The organism is Opitutaceae bacterium, assembly GCA_041395105.1.
In the GTDB taxonomy this organism is placed as follows: domain Bacteria; phylum Verrucomicrobiota; class Verrucomicrobiia; order Opitutales; family Opitutaceae; genus B12-G4.
The window spans coordinates 1-23,711 of record JAWLBB010000010.1; the positions used below are offsets into that span (position 1 = coordinate 1).

The 23,711-nt window shown below is 59.0% G+C and carries 15 protein-coding genes; 7 read left to right on the forward strand and 8 right to left on the reverse strand.

The window, feature by feature from the left end; translation table 11 throughout:
- Positions 1–645: family 20 glycosylhydrolase (locus R3F07_19070; protein MEZ5278492.1), on the forward strand; the 645-nt coding region annotated here is incomplete at its 5' end.
- An 81-nt stretch (positions 646–726) separates the two neighbouring features.
- Here the strand turns inward: R3F07_19070 and R3F07_19075 are convergent.
- Entirely contained in the window at positions 727–2,823 is a 2,097-nt protein-coding gene (locus tag R3F07_19075; protein MEZ5278493.1) for a TonB-dependent siderophore receptor, read from the reverse strand.
- A gap of 415 nt (positions 2,824–3,238) precedes the next feature.
- On the opposite strand from R3F07_19075, the gene R3F07_19080 reads away from it, so the two are divergent.
- A complete protein-coding gene (locus R3F07_19080; protein ID MEZ5278494.1) occupies positions 3,239–5,125 on the forward strand; it encodes a glycosyl hydrolase family 28-related protein in 1,887 nt (628 codons plus the stop codon).
- A 16-nt stretch (positions 5,126–5,141) separates the two neighbouring features.
- Here the strand turns inward: R3F07_19080 and R3F07_19085 are convergent, their stop codons facing one another.
- Entirely contained in the window at positions 5,142–6,644 is a 1,503-nt protein-coding gene (locus R3F07_19085; protein MEZ5278495.1) for a sulfatase-like hydrolase/transferase, read from the reverse strand.
- A gap of 124 nt (positions 6,645–6,768) precedes the next feature.
- On the opposite strand from R3F07_19085, the gene R3F07_19090 reads away from it, so the two are divergent.
- Positions 6,769–8,247 carry a sulfatase-like hydrolase/transferase gene (locus R3F07_19090; GenBank protein MEZ5278496.1) on the forward strand — a complete coding sequence of 493 codons (1,479 nt, stop codon included), beginning with the start codon at positions 6,769–6,771 and terminating at the stop codon, positions 8,245–8,247.
- A 7-nt stretch (positions 8,248–8,254) separates the two neighbouring features.
- On the opposite strand, the gene R3F07_19095 is transcribed toward R3F07_19090, so the two are convergent.
- Together R3F07_19095 and R3F07_19100 are read right to left on the reverse strand one after the other, a co-directional pair.
- Positions 8,255–9,559 (reverse strand): sulfatase-like hydrolase/transferase, encoded by a 1,305-nt coding sequence (locus tag R3F07_19095; GenBank protein MEZ5278497.1) that lies wholly within the window; start codon positions 9,557–9,559, stop codon positions 8,255–8,257.
- A gap of 21 nt (positions 9,560–9,580) precedes the next feature.
- The gene (locus R3F07_19100; GenBank protein ID MEZ5278498.1) at positions 9,581–12,016 is read right to left on the reverse strand and encodes a hypothetical protein; all 2,436 of its coding nucleotides are present in this window, start codon (positions 12,014–12,016) and stop codon (positions 9,581–9,583) included.
- A 131-nt stretch (positions 12,017–12,147) separates the two neighbouring features.
- On the opposite strand from R3F07_19100, the gene R3F07_19105 reads away from it, so the two are divergent.
- Positions 12,148–13,608 carry a sulfatase-like hydrolase/transferase gene (locus tag R3F07_19105; GenBank protein ID MEZ5278499.1) on the forward strand — a complete coding sequence of 487 codons (1,461 nt, stop codon included), beginning with the start codon at positions 12,148–12,150 and terminating at the stop codon, positions 13,606–13,608.
- Positions 13,605–14,984 (forward strand): sulfatase-like hydrolase/transferase, encoded by a 1,380-nt coding sequence (locus R3F07_19110; GenBank protein MEZ5278500.1) that lies wholly within the window; start codon positions 13,605–13,607, stop codon positions 14,982–14,984. The genes R3F07_19105 and R3F07_19110 overlap by 4 nt, the downstream gene beginning before the upstream one ends.
- Positions 14,985–15,049: 65 nt before the next feature.
- Here the strand turns inward: R3F07_19110 and R3F07_19115 are convergent, their stop codons facing one another.
- The 4 genes from R3F07_19115 to R3F07_19130 all read right to left on the reverse strand — a co-directional run bounded on the left by R3F07_19115 (position 15,050) and on the right by R3F07_19130 (position 20,129).
- Positions 15,050–16,513 carry a sulfatase gene (locus R3F07_19115; protein MEZ5278501.1) on the reverse strand — a complete coding sequence of 488 codons (1,464 nt, stop codon included), beginning with the start codon at positions 16,511–16,513 and terminating at the stop codon, positions 15,050–15,052.
- Between the two features lie 3 nt (positions 16,514–16,516).
- The gene (locus tag R3F07_19120; GenBank protein ID MEZ5278502.1) at positions 16,517–17,329 is read right to left on the reverse strand and encodes a carbohydrate ABC transporter permease; all 813 of its coding nucleotides are present in this window, start codon (positions 17,327–17,329) and stop codon (positions 16,517–16,519) included.
- A 95-nt stretch (positions 17,330–17,424) separates the two neighbouring features.
- Positions 17,425–18,795: a sugar ABC transporter permease gene (locus tag R3F07_19125; GenBank protein MEZ5278503.1), complete on the reverse strand. Its 1,371-nt coding sequence runs from the start codon at positions 18,793–18,795 to the stop codon at positions 17,425–17,427.
- Complete coding sequence (locus R3F07_19130) at positions 18,792–20,129, reverse strand: extracellular solute-binding protein (protein ID MEZ5278504.1); 1,338 nt, start codon at positions 20,127–20,129, stop codon at positions 18,792–18,794. Before R3F07_19130 ends, R3F07_19125 begins: the two co-directional genes overlap by 4 nt.
- 391 nt (positions 20,130–20,520) lie before the next feature.
- On the opposite strand from R3F07_19130, the gene R3F07_19135 reads away from it, so the two are divergent.
- Positions 20,521–21,597: a substrate-binding domain-containing protein gene (locus R3F07_19135; protein ID MEZ5278505.1), complete on the forward strand. Its 1,077-nt coding sequence runs from the start codon at positions 20,521–20,523 to the stop codon at positions 21,595–21,597.
- Positions 21,594–23,693, forward strand: coding sequence for a beta-galactosidase (locus R3F07_19140; protein MEZ5278506.1), 2,100 nt, complete (start codon positions 21,594–21,596; stop codon positions 23,691–23,693). The genes R3F07_19135 and R3F07_19140 overlap by 4 nt, the downstream gene beginning before the upstream one ends.
- The last annotated feature ends 18 nt before the right edge of the window (positions 23,694–23,711 follow it).

A 23,711-nucleotide genomic window follows, 5' to 3' on the forward strand; every position in this document is an offset into this window, starting at 1 on the left:
CCTTCCCGCCACATCCACATAGGCGGCGACGAGTGCCCGAAAACCCAGTGGGAGACGAACCCCCTCTGTCAGGAGATCATCCAGCGCGAACACCTCGAGGACGAGCATGGACTGCAGTCATATTTCATCCGCCGGATCGGAAAGTTCCTGAACGAACACGGACGCAGACTGATCGGATGGGACGAGATCCTTGAAGGAGGACTGGCCCCGGACGCCACCGTCATGAGCTGGCGGGGAGAGAAAGGCGGAATCGAGGCCGCCAAGCTCGGGCACGACGTCATCATGACCCCGACGGAGCACTGCTACTTCGACGCCTACCAGGCCGGCCCGGACGGCGAGCCTCCGGCCTTCCGAAATCTGGTCACTTTGGATAGCGTCTTCAATTTCTACCCGATCCCGAATTCCCTGACTTCCGAAGAATCAGCGCATGTTCTCGGTGCGCAAGGCAACGTCTGGACAGAGTATCTAAAAAAACCGGAAGATGTGGAATACATGGTCGTTCCGCGAATGCTGGCCCTAGCAGAGGTTGTCTGGACCGGTCGACCGGATCGAGATTTCGACGACTTCAGGAGACGCGCCCGGCACCACCTCACCTGGCTGAGCAGCAAGGGCATCAATGTCGCCCGGCACCTGCTCGACTGCTGAGACAACCGAAACCCCGTCCTGGAAAACGCAGCTGCCCGGGCCCATACGGATCCCGGGCAATTGCGACTGGACTGATTCGCCCTAGAAGAACACCTTCAGAGAGGCTAGGAAATTGCGGCCCGGCGCAATGATGTCCTGACGCTCGTTATATAACTCGTCCGTCACGTTGTTTGCCTTCACCTCAATCCGGAAAGGGTAATCCCTCACCACCCCGGAATAGCCAACCAGCAGGTCGATCCTCTCGAAGGACGGCGTTGTGATATTGACATCGTTCGGACTGCTGCTCAGGAAACTCTCGTCGCGATGCACGATGCCGGCACCGACGAAAAACCCGTCAAACGGTCCGTCACGGAAGGTGTATTTGTTCCAGATCGAGATCGAATTCTCGGGCGCAGAGGGCAGCCGCATACCTTCCGTTTCCGGGGCATCCGTGTTGGAAACGACGTAGGCGTCATCGATATAGGAATAGCTCAACACGAGCTGGTATTTTTCATCCGGCTGGTAGACGAAGTCCAGCTCGACACCACGGCTCTTCTCGGTGCCCGAGGCGACATACTGAAGAACCGGGGGATCGGCCGCTTGTGCATCCCGGTCGATCCGGACGATGTTCTCCTTCTGAATTTCATAAAAACTCAAAGTGGCGGAGAACCTGTTTTTCATCAGGTCAAACTTGAACCCGAATTCCTTTCCGACGCCGGTGGCCGGATCGAAGGTTGATCCGTCCGGATTCACCTGAAGGTTTGGCGTGAAGGATTCGCTGTAGAGTGCATAAGTCGAGATACTGTCCGTAATCTTGAAGAGCGCACCGACCTGCGGGGTCGTATTGGTGATCTCGGGATTTTCGGTCTTGGTGCCATTCGACAGATAGTTGACCAGATCTCCATTGAGTATATCGTAGCGAAGACCGATTAGGGTGTGCAATCGGTCCTCCAGGAAGCCGGCCTGAACCATGCCGTATAGGGCATTCTGGGCGTTCGACTGCAGGAAATCCGAAGGAGTCAGATTTCGATCCTCCGGAGCTATCGGGAAGCTGATATCCCAGGTTGAGGGATCTTTCAGGTCCCAGATCATCACGTTGTTGGCCCTCCGGGCGAGCTGCCGTTGCTCGTAGTCCTCGTACTCGTGACCCACCAGGATATTCAGATTCACGCTGTCCGTCTCGAATTTCCCGGCAAGCTCCGACTGGATCGTAAACTGCTCTCGCAGAACGTCACGATAAAGCAAGGATATGCGGATCTCGTCCTCATTGGCCGGGCCGGCCGCTTCCGTGGCAAAGCCCAGGCGCGTGTCCTGCAGGTAGTCGTTCTCGGAATAATTCAGAATATTGTGGAAGGTCCAATTCTCACTAATCCCAAACTGGAAATCCGTGCTGGCGAAGATGGTCGAGGTGTCCTTGTAGGACCTGCCGGCAGGATTGAACTCCCGAGGCAGGCCCTCGTACCATCCGGAGAGATCGCTGTTCCTGATCCGTGACCCTTCAATATTCCGGTGCACGTTGTAGTACTCGACTGAAGCAAGGAGACTTGCGCGCTCCCCAAAATGCCACTTCACCATGGGCGCGATAATGGTTTCCTCGAGGCCTGCGTAGTCCACCCAACTGTCCGAGTTCTCATAAGAAGCCACAAATCGATAGTCCATGTCGACGGACTTACCCTCCACCAGGGGACCCGTCACGTCAGCCTCGGCTCGGAGATTGCCGTACGAGCCGCCTGCCATCCGAAAGCTGCCTGCGAATGCGGACAGCGGCTGCTTGGTGATGTAGTTGATGACGCCGCCCGGTTCGGAAATGCCGTAAAGAATTGAGACCGGCCCTTTCACCACTTCGACTCGCTCGATCAGTGTCGAACCCTGATAGAACTCCGAAAGGGTGCTGACCCCGTTTCGGAGCGGCTCGGGACTGGTGAACCCGCGAAGCGAATAGCGGCCCGGTTCATTTGTGTCCGGAGAGGCTCCCGCAGAATAGAAAATGGCGTCGTCAATGGAGCGCGCCTGCACATCGTCCAGAAAGTCCCGCGTCATCACCTGAATGTTGATGGGAATGTCACTAATCGGAACCGAGGTCTTGGTCGCCGAGACCGAACTGCCCGCATAATAGCCGAAGTCACGGGCCGAGTTCACCTCGAACGGTTTCAATTCGACAACCTCTCCCGATCCGGACGGGTCTTCCTGTGCCTGCACGCGGAACACTCCAAGCACTAGTGAACAAGCGGCCAACGAGACCTTACACATCAGGACCGGGCGCATACATGTTGTTTCCACGGATCTGTTTTTCATCTGATTTGCATTTTTCGGGGGTGGCGGGATGCGAATCTCCCTCGGAAAGAATTGTCGCATGATGACAAAGATTCGTTTTTTGTGTCAATACAGATTTTGATTTCGTTTCATTTGGAAAAGAAACACGCAAGACCTTGTTGCACCGTTCCCATGGCGGTTTTTAGAGCTATTAGACGGGTTCGGAATACATTCGAAATTGCCGTCTTTCCGATATTCGATTCAGTATGGTCCGCAACACCCATGCTGCAGGAATCCCTGTTTCACTAAACACGAACCAAAATCGAAACAAACGAGCGATGACCGGTCTTCGCTGCTGATCATGCTTGCCGTTCCCGTCAGCCTGGCGGAGACGAGGAAATCCGACGATCGACCCGTCCTATCCGACTGGTCGCACGCCGGCAACAAGGAGGCCCACCACCCACCTGCGGAGCGAATCTTCCCGGTGGACAGCTTCGGGGCCATCGCCAACGACGGCAGAGATGATTCCATCGCCCTGCAGGCTGCCATAGAGGCGGCGAAAAAGTCTGGAGGCGGTGTCGTCTATTTGCCCGAGGGCATGTATTACCTCGACCAACCGGTCCTTGTCACCGGGGACCAGATAACCATCCGAGGTGACGGTCCGTCCCGCACACGCCTTGTCTTCCGCTATGGCAAACTGACTGATGGACTGCACTTTGTCTACCCGGAGGCGGGCGGGACCATCGGCCCGGGCACATGGATCGAAGCACGGACGGACCCCCGCGGCCTTGTCCGATTCTCACTGTTTTCGGACGACCGACTGATCAAGTCGCAACAGGCTGCGCCGTTGGCTTCGTGGCAACAATCGTTTGCCTTGCGACTGCAGGGCGGGCGCCTCCCGGGGAAACGAACGTCTGGCTCCGTCATGTTGCGGGCCACGGCGGAATACGAAGATGGAACCCTCCTCGAAGCCAGCCTGCCGGCCGTCCTGGACGAAACCATGGAGAGCCCCCCGATTTTCCCCCAGATGGTCGGAATCGGGGCCATCACCTTCCTTGGGGCGCGCCCTCACGGACAACAGACTGCCCTTTCGCACGACGGCAAACGCGGCGATCGGGAACTCACCCTCTCCACTGCGGCGCATGGTTTCAGAACAGGTTCAAAGATCGAGTTGGTCGCGCCGAATACCGAACGCTGGTTCAGGGAGATCGGCTGCAAAGGACCGGAAAAACCGGATTACCGTCGCTATCATCTCCTGGTCACCGGCACTGCCGGCGAACGCCTAGAGATCGACCAGCCGTTGCGACTGGATTTTCCAGTGGTTGACGGATCGTTCGTCCGCAGGCTTGATCCGCTCGAGAATGCGGCCATCGAGTCGCTGGAGCTGGAGGTCCGAAGCGAAATCCCCAGCCTGAACGGAGTTGTCTTTCTGAACGTATGGGCCTGCCGGGCCCGCGACGTTCGCGTCCTCAATGCGGGCCGTCACCAGATGCTCTTCAGCGGAGCAAAGTGGTGCCGGTTGGAGGATTGTTTTTTCAGGGACCGGCGATCAAAGGGAGGCGGCACCGACTATGTCGGCTTCCAGGACGCCTACGACTGCCTGATGGACAATGTCATCGCCATGGACATGCGGCATGGTCCGGTTGTCCAATACTCGGCGGCCGGGAACGTGATCCGAAATAGTCGGTTCTTCGGCAGTGATGCCCAGTGGCACGCCGGCTGGTCGAACGAAAACCTTTTTGAAAACTGTCTCATCGTCTCCCGGCCAGAAACAGGGAGTTATGGCTACGGAATGTACGCCACACCGCCGGATGATCCTGGCCACGGCCCCAACGGGCCGCGCAACGTCATCTTCCATTGTGACGTGCACTCCCCCAAGGCTGGGGTCTGGCTGGGTGGCATGAACGATGGCTGGTTATTCCTCTACAACCGGTTTGTCGTCGAAGATGGCCCGGGCATGCTGGTGGCCGGGCCCGCCTCGGGCCACAAGATCATTGGCAATGTCTTCGTTCTCGCCAATCCAGGTTCGGCCGGAGTCGAGTTCACCGGAGCTGGGCATACCGGACATTCAGTCATCAATAACCGCTTCTACATGGCGGATGCAGTTCAGGTGCTGGGCGGGGAAGTTTCCGACACCGTAAGCAAATTCAACTCGACTTCGCCCTATCCTGAGGCGGCATGGCCGGCATTGCCGGAGCCTGCCGTTCCTTCCCTCTATCACTGGCAGGTCGACCATGATGGCAGGTAGGAAACTTCGCGGGCCTTCAGCTGAAAGAAACCCGGGATTCCACACGACCCTCCCGCTCCATCTGGAACCGGCCAAGGCGCAGGAGCAGGGCCTCCCTCAGTGACCGCATCGAAGGCTCACTCCAGCAGTTCCGGTACTGGTCAGGATCCGTCTCAAGGTCATAAAGCTCGCCGTCCTCTCCATCCCGATAAAGCACAAGCTTGTAACGCGAAGTAACCAATGTCTGTTGGTAAAGTGTGGTGGTCGTCGGACGGCACTCGATGAGGGTGCAATCCTGCACGCTTTCCTTCTCGCCGCGAAGAACCGGTGAAAGGTCCACGCCCTGCATCCCCACGGGGGCAGTCACTCCGGCCAGGCTGAGCACGGTCGCCGGCAGGTCGACGAGGTTGACCAGAGGAGCAATCGTACCGAGGGCTTCCACCCGACCCGGCCCCCAGACCAGCAAAGGCACGCGCTGGCAATCCTCGTAGGCCGTCACGCCTTTTCCCCACAAACCATGATGCCCATGCATTTCGCCATGGTCGCTTGTGAAGACAATGATGGTATCCTCCACCTGCCCGGTCTCCTCCAGCTTCTGAATGAGGAGACCCACGCGATCATCGATGAAAGCCAGCATACCCAAGGTGGCCTGGAGGGCGGCCTTTCTGCGGTCCGAGCGTTTCCCGGATCCGTAGACGCAGGGAACACCCTGTCCGTCCTTCCACGGTCCGAGCTCACGGCGGTAGCACGCCTCATAGACCGAGTGGCGGTCGGCGAACTCACCCTCCCGGTAGTCTTCAGGGATATCCATCAATGCCGGGTCCACCAAAGAAAACCACGGCTCCGGACAGACAAAGGGCTCGTGCGGGTCCTGAAAGCTCGCCCAGCAGAACCACGGCTCGTGCTCTCCGGCTTGTCGCCCGATGAAATCCTGGGTGCGCTCTGCGACCCACGCCGTATCGTGGTATTGCTCCGGAATGTTCCAAGGCCCGCAGGCGTAATGATCGTAGTCCTCGCGTCGGCAGGGAAACCAGTCGTGCCAATCCACCCCGGAGTCTTCCAGAAACACCCGGTAGTGCTGGGCCGGCCAGGCGTTGATGGTGTGCCCCGTCGATCCCTCAAACTCCTGAAAACCGAGGTAGGGCCCCCTCCATCCCCGGAAAAACTCCGGAGGGGGGGGGGCATCCATTCCAGCCATATGGCGCTCTTCATCCTGACGGCTCACGAAGTGCGACTTCCCGAAAAGTGCCGTCCGATAGCCGTTGTGCCCCAGCTGCGCGGGCAAAGTTCGACCTGGCATCGAGGGCAGACTCACGCCGATCGAGTAGGCCCCATGCGAAGACGGATAACGTCCCGTCAATAGCGAAACCCGCGTCGGCGTGCACATCGGAGACGGGCAATACGCCCGGTCGAAGTGGACCCCCCCCCGGGCCAAGCGATCAAGGTGCGGCGTGCGAACCGCCCGCAGACCCTTGACCCCAAGGTGGTCGGCCCTCTGCTGGTCGGTGCTGATCAGGAGGATGTTGGGACGGCTTCTCATCTGCCAGTATCAAGAGCTAAATGGCTAAATGAAACAAAAGAGACCATCTTTTCGAAACGTTGAAAAGGAAAATCCTTTTATTTGCCGATCGACCAATCTAGCCTGTATCGCCCCTGAAGCACCGATGAGGACAGACCCCAAAAACCGAACGCCTCCCCACATCCTGCTCATCACCACGGATCAGCAGCGTCATGATGCCACCGGATTGACCGGGCCTGGCTTCCTGCGGACGCCGCATTTCCAGCACTTGTGCAGCCAGGGAATCCGATTTGACCACGCCTACAGTGACTGCCCCCTGTGTGTTCCCGCGCGGACCACCATCATGACAGGCCAGCCGGCCTATTCCCACGGCCTCAGCGAAAACGGACCCACCCGAGGTGTGATTGACCGGAAGAGTTCCCTGCCTGGGCTACTGGGCGGACTGGGCTACCAGACAGTCGCCATCGGCAAGATGCATTTTGGCCCACAGCGGATGCGTCACGGTTTCCAGGAAATGATCCTGCCGGACGACTACTACCGTGAAATGGCGAAGCAGGGAACCGAATGCCAGCCGATGCGGCACGGCATTGGTCAGAACGAACTCTACCCTGCCCTCTCCACGGTGCCGGAGGCGAAAACACTGACAGCCTGGACCGCCGAGCAGTGCGTCGACTACATCCGCTACCGTCGGGATCCCGATTTGCCGTTTTTCCTCTGGTGCTCCTTCTCCAAGCCCCATCCCCCGCTCGATCCGCCGGAACCGTATTATTCGATGTATCTGGACAGCGCCATCCCGGATCCGGTCACCAGCGACTGGAGCAGCAGCGAGGACTGTCCGGTTGCAATCCGGCGCTTCATTGAGCGGCGCGGTTTCGACACAATGCATCCGGAGGTGATCAGGGCCGCCCGGGCCGCCTACTATGGACTCATCACCCAGATCGACTACAATATGGGAAGGGTTCTGGCTGCGTTGCAGGAATCGCGGATCCTCAAGGATACCCTGATCGTCTACACCTCCGATCACGGCGAATACCTGGGGGACCACCGGTGCTGCGCCAAGACCTTCTTCCATGAACAATCATCCCGCGTTCCGTTTGTCCTCCGCCTGCCACAGCGGGATGGGAGCACTCTGGTCAACCGGGTGGATGACCGTCTCGTCAGCCTGGCGGACATCTACCCGACACTGGTGCGGGCCGCAGGAGGGGACCTGGCGGATTCCGCTCATGGCCTCGACCTGATCGGCATGCTGGAGGGATCGGTGACGCCGCGTCAGTTCGTCGTCGGCCTTTCAGGCCCCTCATCCCGGCCTGAACACATCTCCATCACGGACGGACGATGGAAGTATCTCTACTATCCGGAAGGCCCGACCGAACAGCTTTTTGACCTGGCGGCGGATCCACTGGAGCAGACCGAGTTGTGCCGCAGGGATCGTGCGACGCATGTGGCCACGATCGATCGTCTCCGACACCTCATTCTGGAAGAGTTGAGAAAAAGGGGTCCAGCCTACCTTGCCGATGGCGAGTTGCCTGAATACGCCCGGCAGGGCGACAGTCTGGACGAACGTCGCAGCCGGGACTTCCCGGGATTCTCCACTGAATACAAGGATGTCGATACGCGCCACTAATCCAAGGTCACTCCCTCGGACGCCGCCCCGGATGCTGTCTTGATTCGGCCTCGAGCTGATCTACGATACCGGCACAGGTCGGATCTCCCAACCGGTTCTCGAATTCTCCCGGATCGGCATTCAAGTCATAGAGCTCGACCGGAATTCCGTCGCGAACGATCAGCTTCCAGTCGCGGGTGCGGATCATGAACAGGTCGTTGATCTGCGAGAATACCGCCTCCCGCCACCCGCCTCCTGCCGGACGACCATGAAGGAGGGGCTCGAGTGAACGGCCGCCGGCCCCTTGCGGAATCCCGATGCCTGCGATGTCGCACAGGGTCGGCAGAAGGTCAACGTGTTCAACCAGTTCATCACGCCCACCCGGGGAGATTCCGGGACCACTGACACAGAAGGGAACGTGCACGCTCTGTTCGTACATACAGAACTTCAGGAAGAGCCGGTGGTCGAACAACTGCTCCCCGTGGTCGCTGGTCCAGATGATCCAGGTGTTGTCGAGCAAACCACGATCCCGAAGGTGCTGAAGGATGGCACCCGCGCTGCGGTCAGCCACCTCCACCATGCCGAAATAGCCGGCCATCATCTGGCGAATCTCGACGTCGGTCAGATGCTCCCACTTGCGGCGCCGGTCCAGCTGCCGCAGTTCCGGAGGCGCTGCGTCCTCCGGATCCTGCGCGGGCAGGGAAATCGAATCCTGCTGATGGGCCGCGTAAGCCTCGACCGGTGGGAAGAACGGTGGATGCGGTTCATAGATACTCGCCCAGCAAAAGAACGGTTCATCGCCATCAACCGCCTCGTCGATCAGCCTGTTGACATTCCTGGCGACAAAGTGCCCCCAGAATGCACTTTCCGGCAGTGGTGAGGGTCCCCCCATTGCGGTGCGCACAAACGGGGTTTCATGCTCAAGGCGGAAACGTTCACTCCACTGCACCGGCAGGGATTCCAGCCACATTTCCCGGGAGATCAGCGGCTCATAACCGGTATCAGTCGTTGCGCTGCTCCAGTGCATATGGCCTGCCTGGAAACAACGGTAACCCTCGTCCCGGAAAAGGTGCGCGAGAGTGCGAATCGGACCCAATGGGTTGACGTCGTTGAATCGGACGCCATGCGATGCCACATACTGTCCCGTTGCCAGGCTGTAGCGGGCGGGGGCACAGACGGGAGCCTGGGTGTAGGCCGAACGAAAGTCGACGCTCCGGGAAACCAGAGCGTCGAGGTGGGGCGTCCGGACATGCGGGTGGCCCCGGCAGGACAACGCGTCATACCGATGCTGGTCCGTCATCAGAACAAGGATATTGGGCCGACTGGGGTTCATGGAATTCTCATGGTTGATGTCTCACTCCAGCAGCCCCGTTTCACGGATTCGGCGCCCACGCTTGTCGAGAGGAATCCGCAAGCTGAGAATCTGCCAGGGCGACACCCGCCCTTCCCAGGTCAGCCTGCCGGCGAAACCCGCTTTCACCCGGGCTTCCGTGCGGCGCCCGCGCGTTTCCTGAATCCGGAGAATCAGATCCCGTCCGTCCTCCGCGGGCTTGATCGCGTAAATGGCAACCGAAGCGGGATGAACCTCCAGGAGCGAGGCCTCGGCGGGAAGGGCGCCCTGGTGACCATGATCGACCACCCGTTCGGCGGGACAGTCGGCTTCCCAAGCCAGGCGGTGAAGATTCAGGCTTTGTATCGATGTTCCCGCGACAAGCGTCATCCGGTATTCCATCCTCCCGGTATCCAGACAGGGATTCTCGATCGGATCCGCAACCTCCCTTGGATGATGATGCGCATAGAAGCTGGACCGGGCCAGGGTGACCCCGATGACGCCCTTCCGGCAGCAATAACTGATTGGCCGATCGGCCACCAGCCCCAGACTGCGGGCCCTCCCGCCCACACGTCCGCCTATGGCGAGCCATTCGTGCGCAGGCTTCTCCCCGCCATCGGCCTCACGGGAAACCTGCCCTCCCGGTTCGCTGGCCAGGGTCTGGGAAGCATCCCGGAAACAGGTCGGTATCACCAGCCGGAGAAGCTGGCGCGGCTCCTGCCAGTTCATTACAATCCTCAGGTCAACCTCCCGTCGGGCTCGCCGGAGCGTGAAATAGAGGACGATCGACGAATCCCGCCAACGGGCCTCTTGCCGAGTGATCCGGACCAGGGGGCCCGCCTCCATGATCTTTGTTTCAATCAGCTCTGCTTCACCCAGAGCTTCGTCATATCCGGTCAGATTGTGCCCCCAGGTGTCACCACTGTCTTTCAGTATCTCCAGACGCATGGATCGGGAAAGGAGATTCCCCTCGCCCTTCAGACCGAGGCGGCTGAGACCGGGGTGGCGCCTGCTGATGCGGACATGGGAAAAGTCAGACTTTGGCAGTCGCGGCGCCGTGCCCTCGCCAAGCGAAAAGGCCCGGTAGCCGAATGCCGGAAGGTTCGCGATCACCTGAAGTTTTCTCCATTCCATTCCCATGGGTCCGAAGCAGGTTTCCGCTGCAGTCCACTGGATGGCAACCTTCCGGCCTATTGCATCCCGCAAATGTGTGATGGGCGCCTCGCCGGTGGGGACAACGAAGGTGTCGAAGGCGACGCTGGCCTGCCGTTTCCAGGGCAGCGGGTTGAAGAGCGTCAATACACCCTTTTCCGCCCAGCTGGTATCGACGTTGCGCGCCAGGCGGTGTAGGGCATGATCAAGTGAGGAATCCGCCATATGGGCGGCGTGCCCGAACTCATCGCTGATGCCCGTATCGGCAGATGCGACGCAGGTTCCGCCGAGGATATCGTGGAATTGATTGAAAAGAAGACTGCGCCACGCCGGCAGCAGTGATCTCTCGAGATCCGGCTGCGATTTCAGGCCCGTCATGCGCACCATGGACCGGGCAAACTCCGCTTTCAGCAAGCTTCGTTCCGTACGCCGACTCGCCCGCTTGATGATGCCGTGAGCGGCATAACAGCCGATGTTGACGTACTGCAGCCCCTGCCGCAGCACCGGGATGGAGGCAATGGCTTCAGCCCGCCGTACCTCCGAGAAATATTCGCCCAAGGTGGAGAAGCGGATTTCAGGAAGCGAGGGATCCTCCTGCAGTTCCCTGATCCGGTCGATGAGCCGGCGGGTTGGGCCGCCCCCGTGATTCCCCACGCCAAGGAAGAAGGGGGCGTGGTCGATTCCGGAAGGGAAACTGGTCCCGGCTTCATGGCGCAGTTGCCTCTCGAGGTCGTCAGCAGTCGCGGCGGGACTCTGGCCATAGCTGCGCGGAATGCGCCAGCAGAGCACGCGCGAACCATCCGGAGATTCCCACCAAAACAGGTTCGGGTAAGGTAATCCGGCGGTATTCCGAAACGGCCTCATGCAAACATAAGCATCCATGCCGGAAAGGACGAGCAACTGGGGCAGGTTGCCGGAGTGTCCGAATGTATCCACGTTGTATCCGATTCTAACGTCCACCCCGAAAGCGTCCTGGAACCAGCGTTTTCCGTAGAGCGATTGCCGGACAAAGCTCTCACCGAGGGGCAGATTGCAGTCGGGCTGAACTTCCCAGCCGTTGACGACTTCCCAGCGACCGGCCTTGACCAGATTCTGGATGGCCCTGAAAAGCCCGGGATCAGCCTCCTCGATCCAGCGATAAACAGCGGCTGAAGATCTTGTGAATCTCATGTCCGGCTCGTTCTCGAGAAACTTCACGGCACTGCCGATGGTGGTCAGGGCCTCCGAGTAACCATCCCTGCGATGCCATATCCAGACGGGATCCAGATGAGCCTGGCAGATGAGGTGAACAGTTCTCCTTTGTTTCATCTGGGTGGAAACCCTGGGATTGAGCGAAGGCATCCGCAGCCTTGGACATTTCACGATTGTCAATAGCCAGCCGGGTTCAAAGAATGCAATCGATAATTGCGAGACCTGTTTCAATTTGTCTCAAGATTATAATGAAACAAAAACCCAATATCCTGTTTATCCTGACCGATCAGCAGGCAACCCACACCTTGGGTTGTTACGGGGCTCCCGTGGCCCGCTCCCCCCATATCGACCGCGTGGCTGCAGACGGCGTCCGATTCGACCGGGCCTATACCCCCTGCGCGCTTTGCACGCCGGCGCGGGCCAGCCTCCTGACCGGACTCTACCCGCACAACCACGGAGCGCTCTTCAATACGGGTGCCTACTCACGCTTCAGCGAAGAGCAAACCGGACAGGGACTGGCCACCTACCCGCCCCTTCTGAGGCGAGGCGGCTACCACACCGCCTACACAGGCAAATGGCACGCCGGCATCACCCGCACGGCCGCGGACCTGGGGCTGGAAGGATTCAGCCTGCCCGACTACGGGGCCATCCGCATGGATCCGGGCTACCTTGGCCATCTGGAGCGCATTGGACAGACAGCCCCCCGGCGCCATATTGAGTTTGTCGCCGAAGGCGGTCAGCCGGAAGCAAGCGGCGGCAATACCAGTGGCTGGATAAGCGGAACCGTGGAATCCTCCCCCTGTCACTACATCACGGATCTGACCATTGAACACCTCGAGAACCGAACTTCCGAAGGTGAACCTTGGTTCATGGCCGTTAATTTCTGGGAACCCCATGCCCCTTATCTTCCGACCGAAGACTACAGGGACCTTTACGATCCGGCGGCGATTCGTGAATGGGCGAGTTTCCGCGACAATCTTGATGGACGTCCCGCGCTGCACCGGATGCTGCGTGAGGACATATTCCCGGCTGCGGCGAGTGCCTCCTGGGTAGAGTGGTCCCGAGTCATCAGTCGGTACTACGCCCAGGCGGCGATGGTGGATTTCCAGGTCGGTCGCCTCATGGATTGGCTACGGACAAAAGGACTCTACGATGACTGCCTGATCGTCTTCAGTTCCGATCACGGAGAATCCATCGGTGTTCATGGCGGGGCCTTCGACAAGGGCGGCATGGCCTACGAGGAAATCTATCGGATTCCACTGATCGTGAAGCTTCCGGGCGGCCGGCATTCCGGTGAATCCCGGCAGTCTCTGGTCAGTCTCTTTGACCTGGCCCCAACCTTCTGCGACTGCGCAGGCAATTCCCTCGACGGCATTGATGCCCGGAGTCTCTGGCCCGTGCTGGATCACGGGGATTGTGAGGGCCGTTCCTTTCTCCTCTCGGAGGACCATGGGCACCGGGTTCCGTTCGGACAGCGGATCCTTTGGGGGGACCGCTACAAATACGTATGGAACCTGTCCGACACAGACGAATTGCATGATCTGGCGGAAGATCCGGCGGAACTGCACAACCGCATCGCCGATCCCGGCCTCGACGACATCCGGGAGGAATTCCGCGCCGAGTTGCTGAGACAGATCACCACCAATCACGATCGCTTGGGTCCGCAAGTCACGCAAATGCTGAAGAAGGAACGATTCCGGGTGTCGTGAAGAGCTCACAACCGAATTTTCTGTTTTTCTTCCCCGACCAGTGGCGCTGGGACTGGCTCGGTGCCATTGGACGGGTCCCGGTCAGGACGCCCTGCCTGGACCGTCTGGCCGGCCAGGGCATCCTGTTCCGAGAAATGCGGGTCAACTGCCCCCTCAGTGGACCCAGCCGGGCAGGCCTGGCGACGGGGCTGCGGTTCCACCACGCCGGGGTCAAGAACAACAACGACGAGCTTGACCCGGCCCGTCCCAACTTCATCAGGGAACTCGCCCGGGCCGGCTATCAGGTAATGACCTCGGGGAAGAGCGACCTTCACACCGCTAGTGAGAATTTCACCACTTCCGGATGGCATCCTCATCTCGACAAGCTTGGCTTCACTTCCGGTGTTGATTACGCGGGCAAGTGGCGGGGGGTCAACCTCATGCAGAGTGGACGGCCCGATGCCTACGGGGCCTTCCTTGAAATGGAGGGACTCGCGGAGCCTTACCTTGAAGACATGCGGCAAAGGGATCGCCAGCGTCGCGATCGCAAAACCGGCCGGCTTTCAACAGCCCCATCGCCCCTGCCGGAAACGGCCACGACGGATGCCTTCTGCGGTCGCGAAAGCCTGCGCCTCCTGCAGGATGCGGCAGACGACAAACCGTGGTTCATGTGGATCAACTTTCCCGGCCCGCACGAGCCATTCGATCCGCCCCAATCCTATCAGGAGAGTTTCCTGGAAACGCGATTCCCTGCGCCGATTGACCCTGCCAAGGGAACTGAGGAAGACGACCAGGGAGTCAGGAGGAACTACGCAGCCATGATTGGGCATATCGACCGCTGGATCGGCGAATTGATCGGGTGCGTTGAGGCACGGGGCGACCTGGACAATACCTACCTGATTTTCGCATCCGACCACGGAGAAATGCTGGGCGACCATGGGAAATGGTACAAACAGCTGCCTTATGAGGCATCCATCCATGTCCCCTTGATCATCGCGGGGCCCGGCATACCGGCCGGAAGACAATGCGATGCCCTTGCCGAACTGATCGACCTCAATCCGACCTTCCTCGAGCTGGCCGGACTTGGACCGCTCCCGGGTTCCGACGGACGTTCCCTTGCGCCCCTGTTGCTCAATCCCGACGCAGGCCACCGCGCAACGACGATCTCCGCTCTCAATTCCTGGCGGACAATCTTTGATGGACGCCACAAGTTGACGGAATGGATGGATGGTTCGATCAGCCTTTGGGACTGCTTCAGGGATCCGGATGAACTGGAAAACCTCGTCCACCAACCTGAGTATGCGGACATTTCAGCCGCCCTGCTGATCGAACTTCGCCGGGAAAGCCCGTGGTTTCCGGGCGAACACGGATACAGGCCCGGTCGAGGCGATCCCTGACATCGGCCCTGCTGCGCGTCTCGCCGCCTCATCACTCTTGAGACTGCTCAGCCTGATCTGCGCGTCTATTCGAGTTCCCTGGGATGGCGCCGTTTCAGTTCCGGTACCGCGTATCCACGCCCGGTGGCCTCAAGGCGCTCGATGTAAGCCCTCAACTGTCCCCGTGCATGGAATGGCCCGCCTTCCCGTATGACTGTCCAGAGAGGATCCACATCACTGCCGGATTTTTCCATCAGCGCGTCGTGCCAATCGCTCAGGTAACGAAGCGCCAGGTTGCAGAGCTCGGGATGCTGTTTCGCCAGATCATGCTGCTCATGTGGATCCTTCTCCAGATCAAAAAGCATCTCCCGCGGGAACAGGCGGAATCCATCGTGATAGGTGCGTATATAGATATGGTCCCCGAAGCGGACCGCCCGCTGGCAGACGTGCGCGCATTGGCTGAGGACAAGGAACTCCCTCCCCCTGTTCTCCGCGTGCTGCAGGCTGGCCAGGAAACTTGATCCATCCCAGGAGGCCGGTGCATCGAACCGGAGCCATTCGGCCAGGGTCGGCGCCAGATCAATCTGATAGTGCAGACCGTCATCCGTACCGCCTCTGACCACGTCCGGCCCTTTCACGATCATGGGGACCCGGCAGGTGATGGCGTCCGCAGTGCCGTGCTCACCATAAATTCCGAGTTCACCCTGGTTCTCCCCGTGATCCGCTGTGATGATGATGACGGTATCCTCGTAGACACCCGACTCCTTCAGGCACTGGACAATCCGGCCGACATGGTCGTCCACGTAACGGATCGCCGTGTCGTAGCCGTTGATCCAGTCCGTCAGGTCATCCAGATTCTTCAGTTCCCCAAGCTCCCGGGGGTAGTGGCAATTGTTGGCATCAGTGAACATCCCGAGCTCACAGGCGCCGTGCGGGGACGGATGCCGCCTGTGCTCCGTCAGGATCTCCTCGCTCAGCCAGTCCGCAATCGGCACGTCTTCGAATGGACAGGGATACTCCTTCGGGACGCGGTAGGGTGTGTGGACATCCCAGTAGTTGACATGCAGGTACCAGTTGTCCCGGGAGGCGTTTTCGGAAAGCCATTTCTCGAGAATTGGCTGGACATCACCGGCCGATTCGATCCCGCCCTTGCCGGTATTGTGGATCTCATTGAAGCCTGCGAGAAACTGCCGGGCGGCATGTCGGTGCCCGAAGGGACTGATCTGCGCGGTGTGCAGACCGGCTGCCTCGTTGAGACGGGTCGCCAGTGCGTCACTCTCGATTCGGTCACGGAATCCGCGCTCGGGACCCTCAATTCGGGGATCTGCGGCCGTTCCGCCGTGCCCCACTACTCCGGAGTGTATGCCAAACATCCCCGTGTAGAGGGCGGTGCGCGAGGGCAGGCACGGCGCATCGCTGCAATAGTATTGATTGAATCGCATTCCCTCCCGGGCAATTGCGTCGATATTCGGGGAAGTCTCGCGATGGTACCCATAGCACCCCAGATGGTCCGGGCGCAAGGCATCAATATCGATATAGAGGATTCTCATTCTTCATCCTTTCACTGCACCGGCCTGAATTCCAGCCACAAAATACCGCTGAAGGAAAACGAAGACCAACACCAGAGGCAGGACCGACATGGTCACGGCCGCCATCAGCAGATGCGTCAACTGGCCGCTCTGTGTATCAAAAAAAAGCAATCCGATGGGGAGTGTGTATTTCTCCTGCGTCCTGAGCATGACAAGGGGCCAGAAGAAATTGTGGTAGTTGCCCATGAAAGTAAATATGGTCAGCGTGATCAGGCCGGGCCGACTCAATGGGAGAATCACTTCCCAGAAAAGCTGCCAGCTGTTAGCCCCGTCGATGCAGGCGGCCTCATCCAGGGATGTCGGTATCGTCAGCATGAACTGCCGCAAGAGAAAGGTTCCAAAAGCACTGAAGGCGGCCGGAAGGATCAGCCCGAGGTAGCTGTCGACCAGATTGAGGGCCACCATGATCTGGTAGTTGGGGATGATCATGACGAGCCCCGGCAGCATCATGGTCGCCAGGTAAAGAAAGAATATCCTGTCCCTGCCGCGCCACTTCAAACGTGAGAAGCTGAACGCCGCCAGTGCGCTTGTCAGGACCTGCAGAAATGTCACCCAGCCCGCTATGAACAGGCTGTTCCAGTAGAACCTGGCGAAAGGAATGACCCGGAACACCTCCAGGTAATTGCCCCATTGCGGTTTCGCGGGAAGCCACGTGTCGAAATCGACCTCGTTCAGGGTCTTCAGGCTGGCCAGAACCATCCAGACGAAGGGCAGCACCATTGCCAGACCCAGCAGCGCCAGCAGCAGGTGGTAGAGTGCCTGCCTAGTCGTTGACATAACGGTTGCCGAATCTGACGTTGATGACGGTCATCAGTAAAACAAGGGCGAAAAGTGCCCAGGCAACGGCACTCGCGAAGCCAAGCCTTCCCGTCTCAAATCCTTCGATATAGATGAAGTAACTCAGGGTTGTCGTGGCCCCCGCCGGCCCCGTGCGTCATGGCACGCGCCATCTCGAAACCACCCTGAAGGCCGTGAATGATACTCATCACAAAAATAAAGAACGTAAAGGGTGCCAATTGCGGCCAGGTCACGTGCCAGAAGCGCTGAATGGGACTGGCACCGTCGATCTCGGCCGCCTCGTAGAGTTCAACCGGGATATTCTTCAGGCCGGCGAGATAGAGTATCATGTTATTGGAACCGATCGCTGCCCAGAGCGCCATGATCATGATCGACGGTTTGGCCCAGTGGAAGTCAATGAGCCAGTCCGGGGGATGCAAACCGTCAGCAGCCATGGCTGGAAGATGCAGCGTAACCCGGGCAAACCCGATCAGGATGAAGGCCAGCACCATCAGGCCGAGTGAAAACATGAGGTTCTCACCCAGTCGGTAGGCGGGGGCGACCCTTCTGCCAGCCATGCCGTTTCCTTTGCGAAACAACCCCTTTCCGATGACAGCGAAGGAGGTCAGGAGCATGGTCAGGCCGAGGCGATGGGAATCCAGCCAGAAGACCGACAGAACAACAGGAAGCAGGATCAGCCCACCGGAAACCACCGTCGTTACCACTCCGGCATCGCGGTCCCGCAGGTTGGCGAAAATCACCCGGATGCGCCAGCAGACAAGAAGCAGGACAAGCGCACCAAGGAAGACATATCCGGCATCGCCCATCCAGGCAGGAAACGCATTCACCAGAACGGCGAACCATTCAAGAAGGGGGTGCAGGACCGCGTTGATGGGGCCGGAATGCGGATTGTAGAGTTTCTTCCAGAGGATGAAGGTCGCCACTCCGGCGGTGAAATGGGGCGTGTAGAACAAGGTCCGGTGCACCACCGTGCCACTGAGCACACCCATCACCAGGATGCCCGAGACCATGACCGCGAGCAGCATCCAGACCGCCGAGAGCCCGAATCCCGCCGCGACCAGGATCAGACAAGCCCCGAGCAAAACTGCGCCGGCCAGGAAGAACCCCCTGACCCGCCGATTGACGGGCCGCGGGTCCCTGTTCAGCAGCAGAGCCGCCATAAGGCTGCCGGCAATGGAGAACGGAATGCCGATCATCAGGAAGAGGGTGTTGCCAAGATACTGCCAGAAGCGCGGCTGCTCGAACAGAGTCCGGAAATTCTCGAGCCCAACCCACTGCAACGGGTGGTCCTTGAACATGTTGTGCAACTGCACGTTCCAATTCGAGAAGGCCAGAATGAAGCTGGCCACCAGTGGAACCATGATGAAGACGCAGAACCCGATTATATTCGGCAGGAGAAAGGCGATGCCCGTCAACTCGTTGTGGAACTTTTGATACCACTTCATTGGACCACGTCCCCTTCCCTCACCGACCCCATGTCCTGGTAATAACGCCTGTGAAAGGGATTGAAGAGCCAGGCTTCCGGAATCGGCAGCCCGTCCCTCTTGAGATCTTCGATCCTCTCCTGGATCCGCACCCGTCGTTCGTATTCAGGCATCAATGAGGGCCGCTCCTTCAGGCTGCGGGTGATCTCATCGTTGATGCGCTCCTGCACAAGGCTTGCCGCTTGAGCGGCGCTGATCTGGTCGGCGATGAAGGACCGATAGGTGTCCACTTCAACCCGCCGCCCGATCTCCGGCAGGATAAAGGGACTGCTGGAACGGCTGATGGAATGTTTCTTCATCGCCTCCGCGTAGGCCTCGTGGACTCGCCACTCATTGGGGAATTCCGGCGGACGGAGGAATTCCTCACTATCCAGGAAGTCCGGATTGACCGGCAGGGCGTCACCGGTCTCCACGATCATCCGGTTGTGGGTGTCGCTCGCCAAGTATTCGAAGAATCGATACGCATGCTCCTTCTTCTCCGACTTCGTGTAGAGGCCAACGGTTCCACCGGCCACCCGGCAGTTGATATACTCGAAATGCGGCATGAACGAAGCCGAGTAATCCTGCCTGCCATAGTTTCGCAGGCGAACCAGCGCGAAACGCCCAAGATTGAGCATGGCGTAGTTGCCGCGGGCGAACAAAGCCATGCTCACACCCAGACCGCTTCCTTCCACAGCAAACGTGCTCTCCTCCTCCGGTCCGGGCAGAAGATGGTCCCTGAAGATCCACTGGTGAACCTTCTCCAGAACCCGGATATAGCGGGGATCATCCAGACAGCATGCCGTCAGGGTTTCATTGTAAATGGACAGGCCCAGGCTTCGCATCAATTCATAGCGCTCGACCGAATTGGCAAAGAAGCGGCGCTGCCGTTCGCCCGGCAACCGATTCGCCGCGACGTAGCGACGCCCCCACTCCTCGAAGGTCTCAATATCCCAGGCCCTCGGCGGAATCCCGAGCCCGGCATCCCGAAAGGCTTCCACGTTGACCAGAAGCAGCGCAATCGAGGTACTCGCCGGGTAGCCCCATTGCCGACCGTCAATCATGAAATTGCTCCGGATCGACTCGAAGGTGCTCTCTGGACCAAAGCCATATTGCCGGGCCGGGCCGGTCAAGTCGGCCAGAATGCCCGTACTCTGCATGAGGTAGGTCTGGTCCGCATAGTTGTCAAAGAGATCGCCCCCCACTCCCGATATCCCCTGGATGAGTTTCTTGGACGGATCGTTGTTCGCGGCATCAATGCGCAAGTGGACGGGAGGGTATCCCTTTTCCACCAGCCAGTTTTCAAAAGAAGCCACCTGTCTGTTCCGTATGGGGCTGTTCGTGGTAACCCAGAAAAGAGTTGGAACATCGCTGAGATGCGAGGGTTGAATCCACCAGGTGATGCCGCCGGCAGCGAGGAGGAACACAAGCAGGCAGAAGAAAAGGCGCTTCATCTGAAAGAATATTCAAGGCATGCGCCAGCTGGCGAAATTCACATCTCCTTTTGAAACAAATGACCGGAAGCTCGAAGGAACGGCTTGTGTGACCCGGAAAAGCAAATGGTTCTGGCTTTCATGCTTACGGGACTGGATTGATGAGGATCGACCGGGCAGAGGCAATTGATTTGTTTCAATTGGAGTTGATTTTTGTTTCTTAAAATGATTCAGAATACAACAAGAATCGAATAACCTGCATCCACACCAACCCGTGAGACAACCTTCCAAAGAACACCAGGCCTTCGAACACATGATCCGGCGCAAGATCGCGAAGGAAGGATTCGCCCCGGGCACCCCTCTCCCGCCGACGCGGGATTTCGCCCGGGAGACCGGCTTGTCCAATTCCATGGTCTACCGTGTTCTGCTGAAGCTGGCTGACGAGAATATCATCCACCAGCACACCAATGGGCGCTTCTATCCCAGCACGGACGACATCACCGGTCGACAGACCGAACAGTCCTTTGCCTGCCTGCTCCCACGAATCGACGTCTGGAGCACGGCTCTCCAGGGAATCCTGAACGGCCTCACCGAGCGATCCCGTCACTATCGGCGGGGCACCCTGCTCTTCCATGAGGACAAGCTGATCCAGCAGGACGCCATCGGCGAAAAGCCGGTCTATGCCAGCGTGACGGAACAGCACGCTATGCTGGACGCCTTCCTCAAGCTGCATGGAGAGAAATGCGAAGGGATCATTTTTGACAACATCTGGGCCGACGCAGCGATCGAGCCGTTCGCGAAGGAGCTCAAGAAGGCAGTCATCATCAATCGCACGACCCAACTGCCCTTCGCCTCGTGCGTTTGCGTCGACTACCGTCTTGGATCCACCCTTGCCCTGAGCCATTTTCTCGCCGCCGGTTTCGGCCGGATCTACTTCATCACCTCCTACGAGGACTCCTACGTAAAGGAACTCAGGGCAACACTCCTGGAAACGGCCCGGGAGATCGGAGCGACTCTGGATGAATCGCATTGTCTGGTGGTGAGCGATTCAAAGACACGAAGGGAAGTCCTGCAGAAAATCTGCAAAGGTCGCGCGCGAACCGGGATTTTCTGCCCCGAGGAGAATCACGCCCAGCTCATTCAGGCGGAAGCACGTCTTTTGGGAATCGACGTACCGGGCAAGCTGGGGATACTTTCCGGCACCGGCACCCCAACCGCGGAGGGCGCCCATCTGAGCACCTTGAGCGTCGACTTTGCGCTGATCGGGATCCGCGCGGTTGATCTTCTGAGGGCGGAAGCTCCCGCGGAGGAAATCATCACCCCGAAACTGATCCGGCGCGAAACCACATGAAGTCGGTGATCCGCCCGATCGGGGGAGTCCCGAACCGCCAGATCCATCTCGATTTTCACAACTCGCCCGCGATTTCCGACATCGGGGCGGACTTTGATGCAGCCGCCTTTGCCGCAAAAGCATCGGCGGCGGACGCGCAGAGCATCACCCTCTTTGCCAAGTGCCACCACGGCATGTGCTACTACCCGACGCACTGCGGCACGCCACACCCGGCACTGAAGGGGCGCGATCTGCTGGGGGAGCAAATCGAAGCACTCCACCGCCTGGGAATCCGCTGCCCGCTTTATCTCACGGTCGGCCTTGATGAACAAGCCGCCCATGCTCACCTGGATTGGCGGCAATTGACTCGTGAAGGTCATTCCATACGAGCCAGGCCAACCCTGGGAGACGATCTGCTGGCCGGCGGATGGTACTTCATGAACTGGCTCCATCCCGACTATCACGGATTGATCGAGACCCACGTCCGGGAACTGCTGGGCAGCTACGAGGTGGACGGGATGTTTTTCGACATTGTCGTCTTTGATCCTTCGGGCGGCTGGTCTCCCAAAGCCGCCGAATTCCGTCTGGCCCACGGCCTTCACCGCGAAGATCCGGGAACATTCGACCGCTTCCAGGTCGCCGCACAAGAGCGATTTGCCAGGCACTTTATCCGCCTTATCAGGAATACGAACCCGAAAGCGAGTGTCTTCTACAACGCAGCGGCGGTCCTGACCACCGAAAGCAACATGGGCATCCGGATGCGAGCCCGGGAGCAGACTCATTACGAGATTGAATCCCTCCCGACGGGCCATTGGGGTTACCATCACTTTCCGCGCATCGCGCGCTTCGTGGCAGGCATGGACTTGCCGTGGATCGGACAAACCGGACGATTCCAGAAAGGCTGGGGCGACTTCGGTGGAATCAAGCCGGTTCCCGCCCTCGAATACGAATGTTTCAGAACCCAGGCTCTCGGAGGAGCCATCGGCGTCGGGGATCAACTTCTCCCCAGGGGTCAGTTCGATCCGGATGCGATAAAGCTGATTGGTGAAGTATTCCAGAGGGTGAAGGCGGCTGAACCGTTCTACGAGGGCGCGGAGCCCTTGTTTGACATCGGCGTTTTCGCCGCCGGTTCGCCGGGGTGCGATTGGCCGGTCATCCAGAGGAGCGAATCCGGTGCCGTGATGCTGTGTCAGCGATCCCGGAGAAATCCCGTCCTGCTCGATGATGCCGCGGCGTTTGAGTCGCTTCCGGCAGTGATCCTTCCGGATGAAGTGAGAGTTTCCGATTCGCTGGCAAAGCGATTGAGGGACTATTATGAAAACGGAGGGAAACTGGTCCTTTCCTTTCGATCGGGTTTTGACGAAGCCGGCAACTGGAAGCTTGGCTTCCTTCCAATTCGTCCAGGTTTACCTTCAGGCTCCAAACCAACCTACTGGAGGACGACCCCCGAACTCTGCGAACGATGGTCGCACTCCGATCGGGTGGTGTACTCGGAGGGTATGAACACTCATCTGGAAGCGGGCGCGGAAATCCTGGTTCAGCGTGTTCTTCCCTGTTTCCAAAGGACGGACGCGCAGTTCAGTTCCCACTTCCAGGCTCCGCCCCGGCCGGAGGCAGATGCCAATCCGGCGCTGATTGCCGGGAAGGGTTTCCTCTACTTTGCGGATCCCGTTTTCCGTGAGTTCCGCCAGAGCGGCCAGGTTTATCTCGGCGATATCTGGTGCGAGTGCCTGCACAGACTGCTGGGTAGTCCGCTTCTGGATGTCCACCTGCCGTCCTCCATCGATGCCATTCCCCTGCGAAAGGGTTGCGATCTGCACTTGACACTGCTCCGCTACCTGCCGGTAAGAAAGCGCTTGAGATTGATATCATCGATGAACGGCTTCCATTTGACGGTGAGTTCCTTTCCTTTTCTCGCCCCCGGAGAAATTGATTCGATTTCCAGACAACTGGGAACTCGAGCCAGTAGACGGGAAGGGCTTTCGTCTGGAAGGCCACGGTCGTCTGTTGCTCCGTGCACCCGGCTATTTCGGTTGATTGGCCGGGTGAGGAATGTCGCCTGCCCCAGACAACTGAACCATTGCCAATCGCTTGGTCCGCCTCCCTTCGTCCCTTAGTCGCTTCGCATAGTCGAA

Coding starts and splice junctions, on each gene's coding strand:
- R3F07_19105 (MEZ5278499.1), top strand. CDS start 12,148: ATGAAACAAAAACCCAATATCCTGTTTATCCTGACCGATCAGCAGGCA.
- R3F07_19090 (MEZ5278496.1), top strand. CDS start 6,769: ATGAGGACAGACCCCAAAAACCGAACGCCTCCCCACATCCTGCTCATC.
- R3F07_19115 (MEZ5278501.1), bottom strand. CDS start 16,513: ATGAGAATCCTCTATATCGATATTGATGCCTTGCGCCCGGACCATCTG.
- R3F07_19080 (MEZ5278494.1), top strand. CDS start 3,239: ATGCTTGCCGTTCCCGTCAGCCTGGCGGAGACGAGGAAATCCGACGAT.
- R3F07_19085 (MEZ5278495.1), bottom strand. CDS start 6,644: ATGAGAAGCCGTCCCAACATCCTCCTGATCAGCACCGACCAGCAGAGG.
- R3F07_19120 (MEZ5278502.1), bottom strand. CDS start 17,329: ATGTCAACGACTAGGCAGGCACTCTACCACCTGCTGCTGGCGCTGCTG.
- R3F07_19140 (MEZ5278506.1), top strand. CDS start 21,594: ATGAAGTCGGTGATCCGCCCGATCGGGGGAGTCCCGAACCGCCAGATC.
- R3F07_19095 (MEZ5278497.1), bottom strand. CDS start 9,559: ATGAACCCCAGTCGGCCCAATATCCTTGTTCTGATGACGGACCAGCAT.
- R3F07_19100 (MEZ5278498.1), bottom strand. CDS start 12,016: ATGAAACAAAGGAGAACTGTTCACCTCATCTGCCAGGCTCATCTGGAT.
- R3F07_19125 (MEZ5278503.1), bottom strand. CDS start 18,795: ATGAAGTGGTATCAAAAGTTCCACAACGAGTTGACGGGCATCGCCTTT.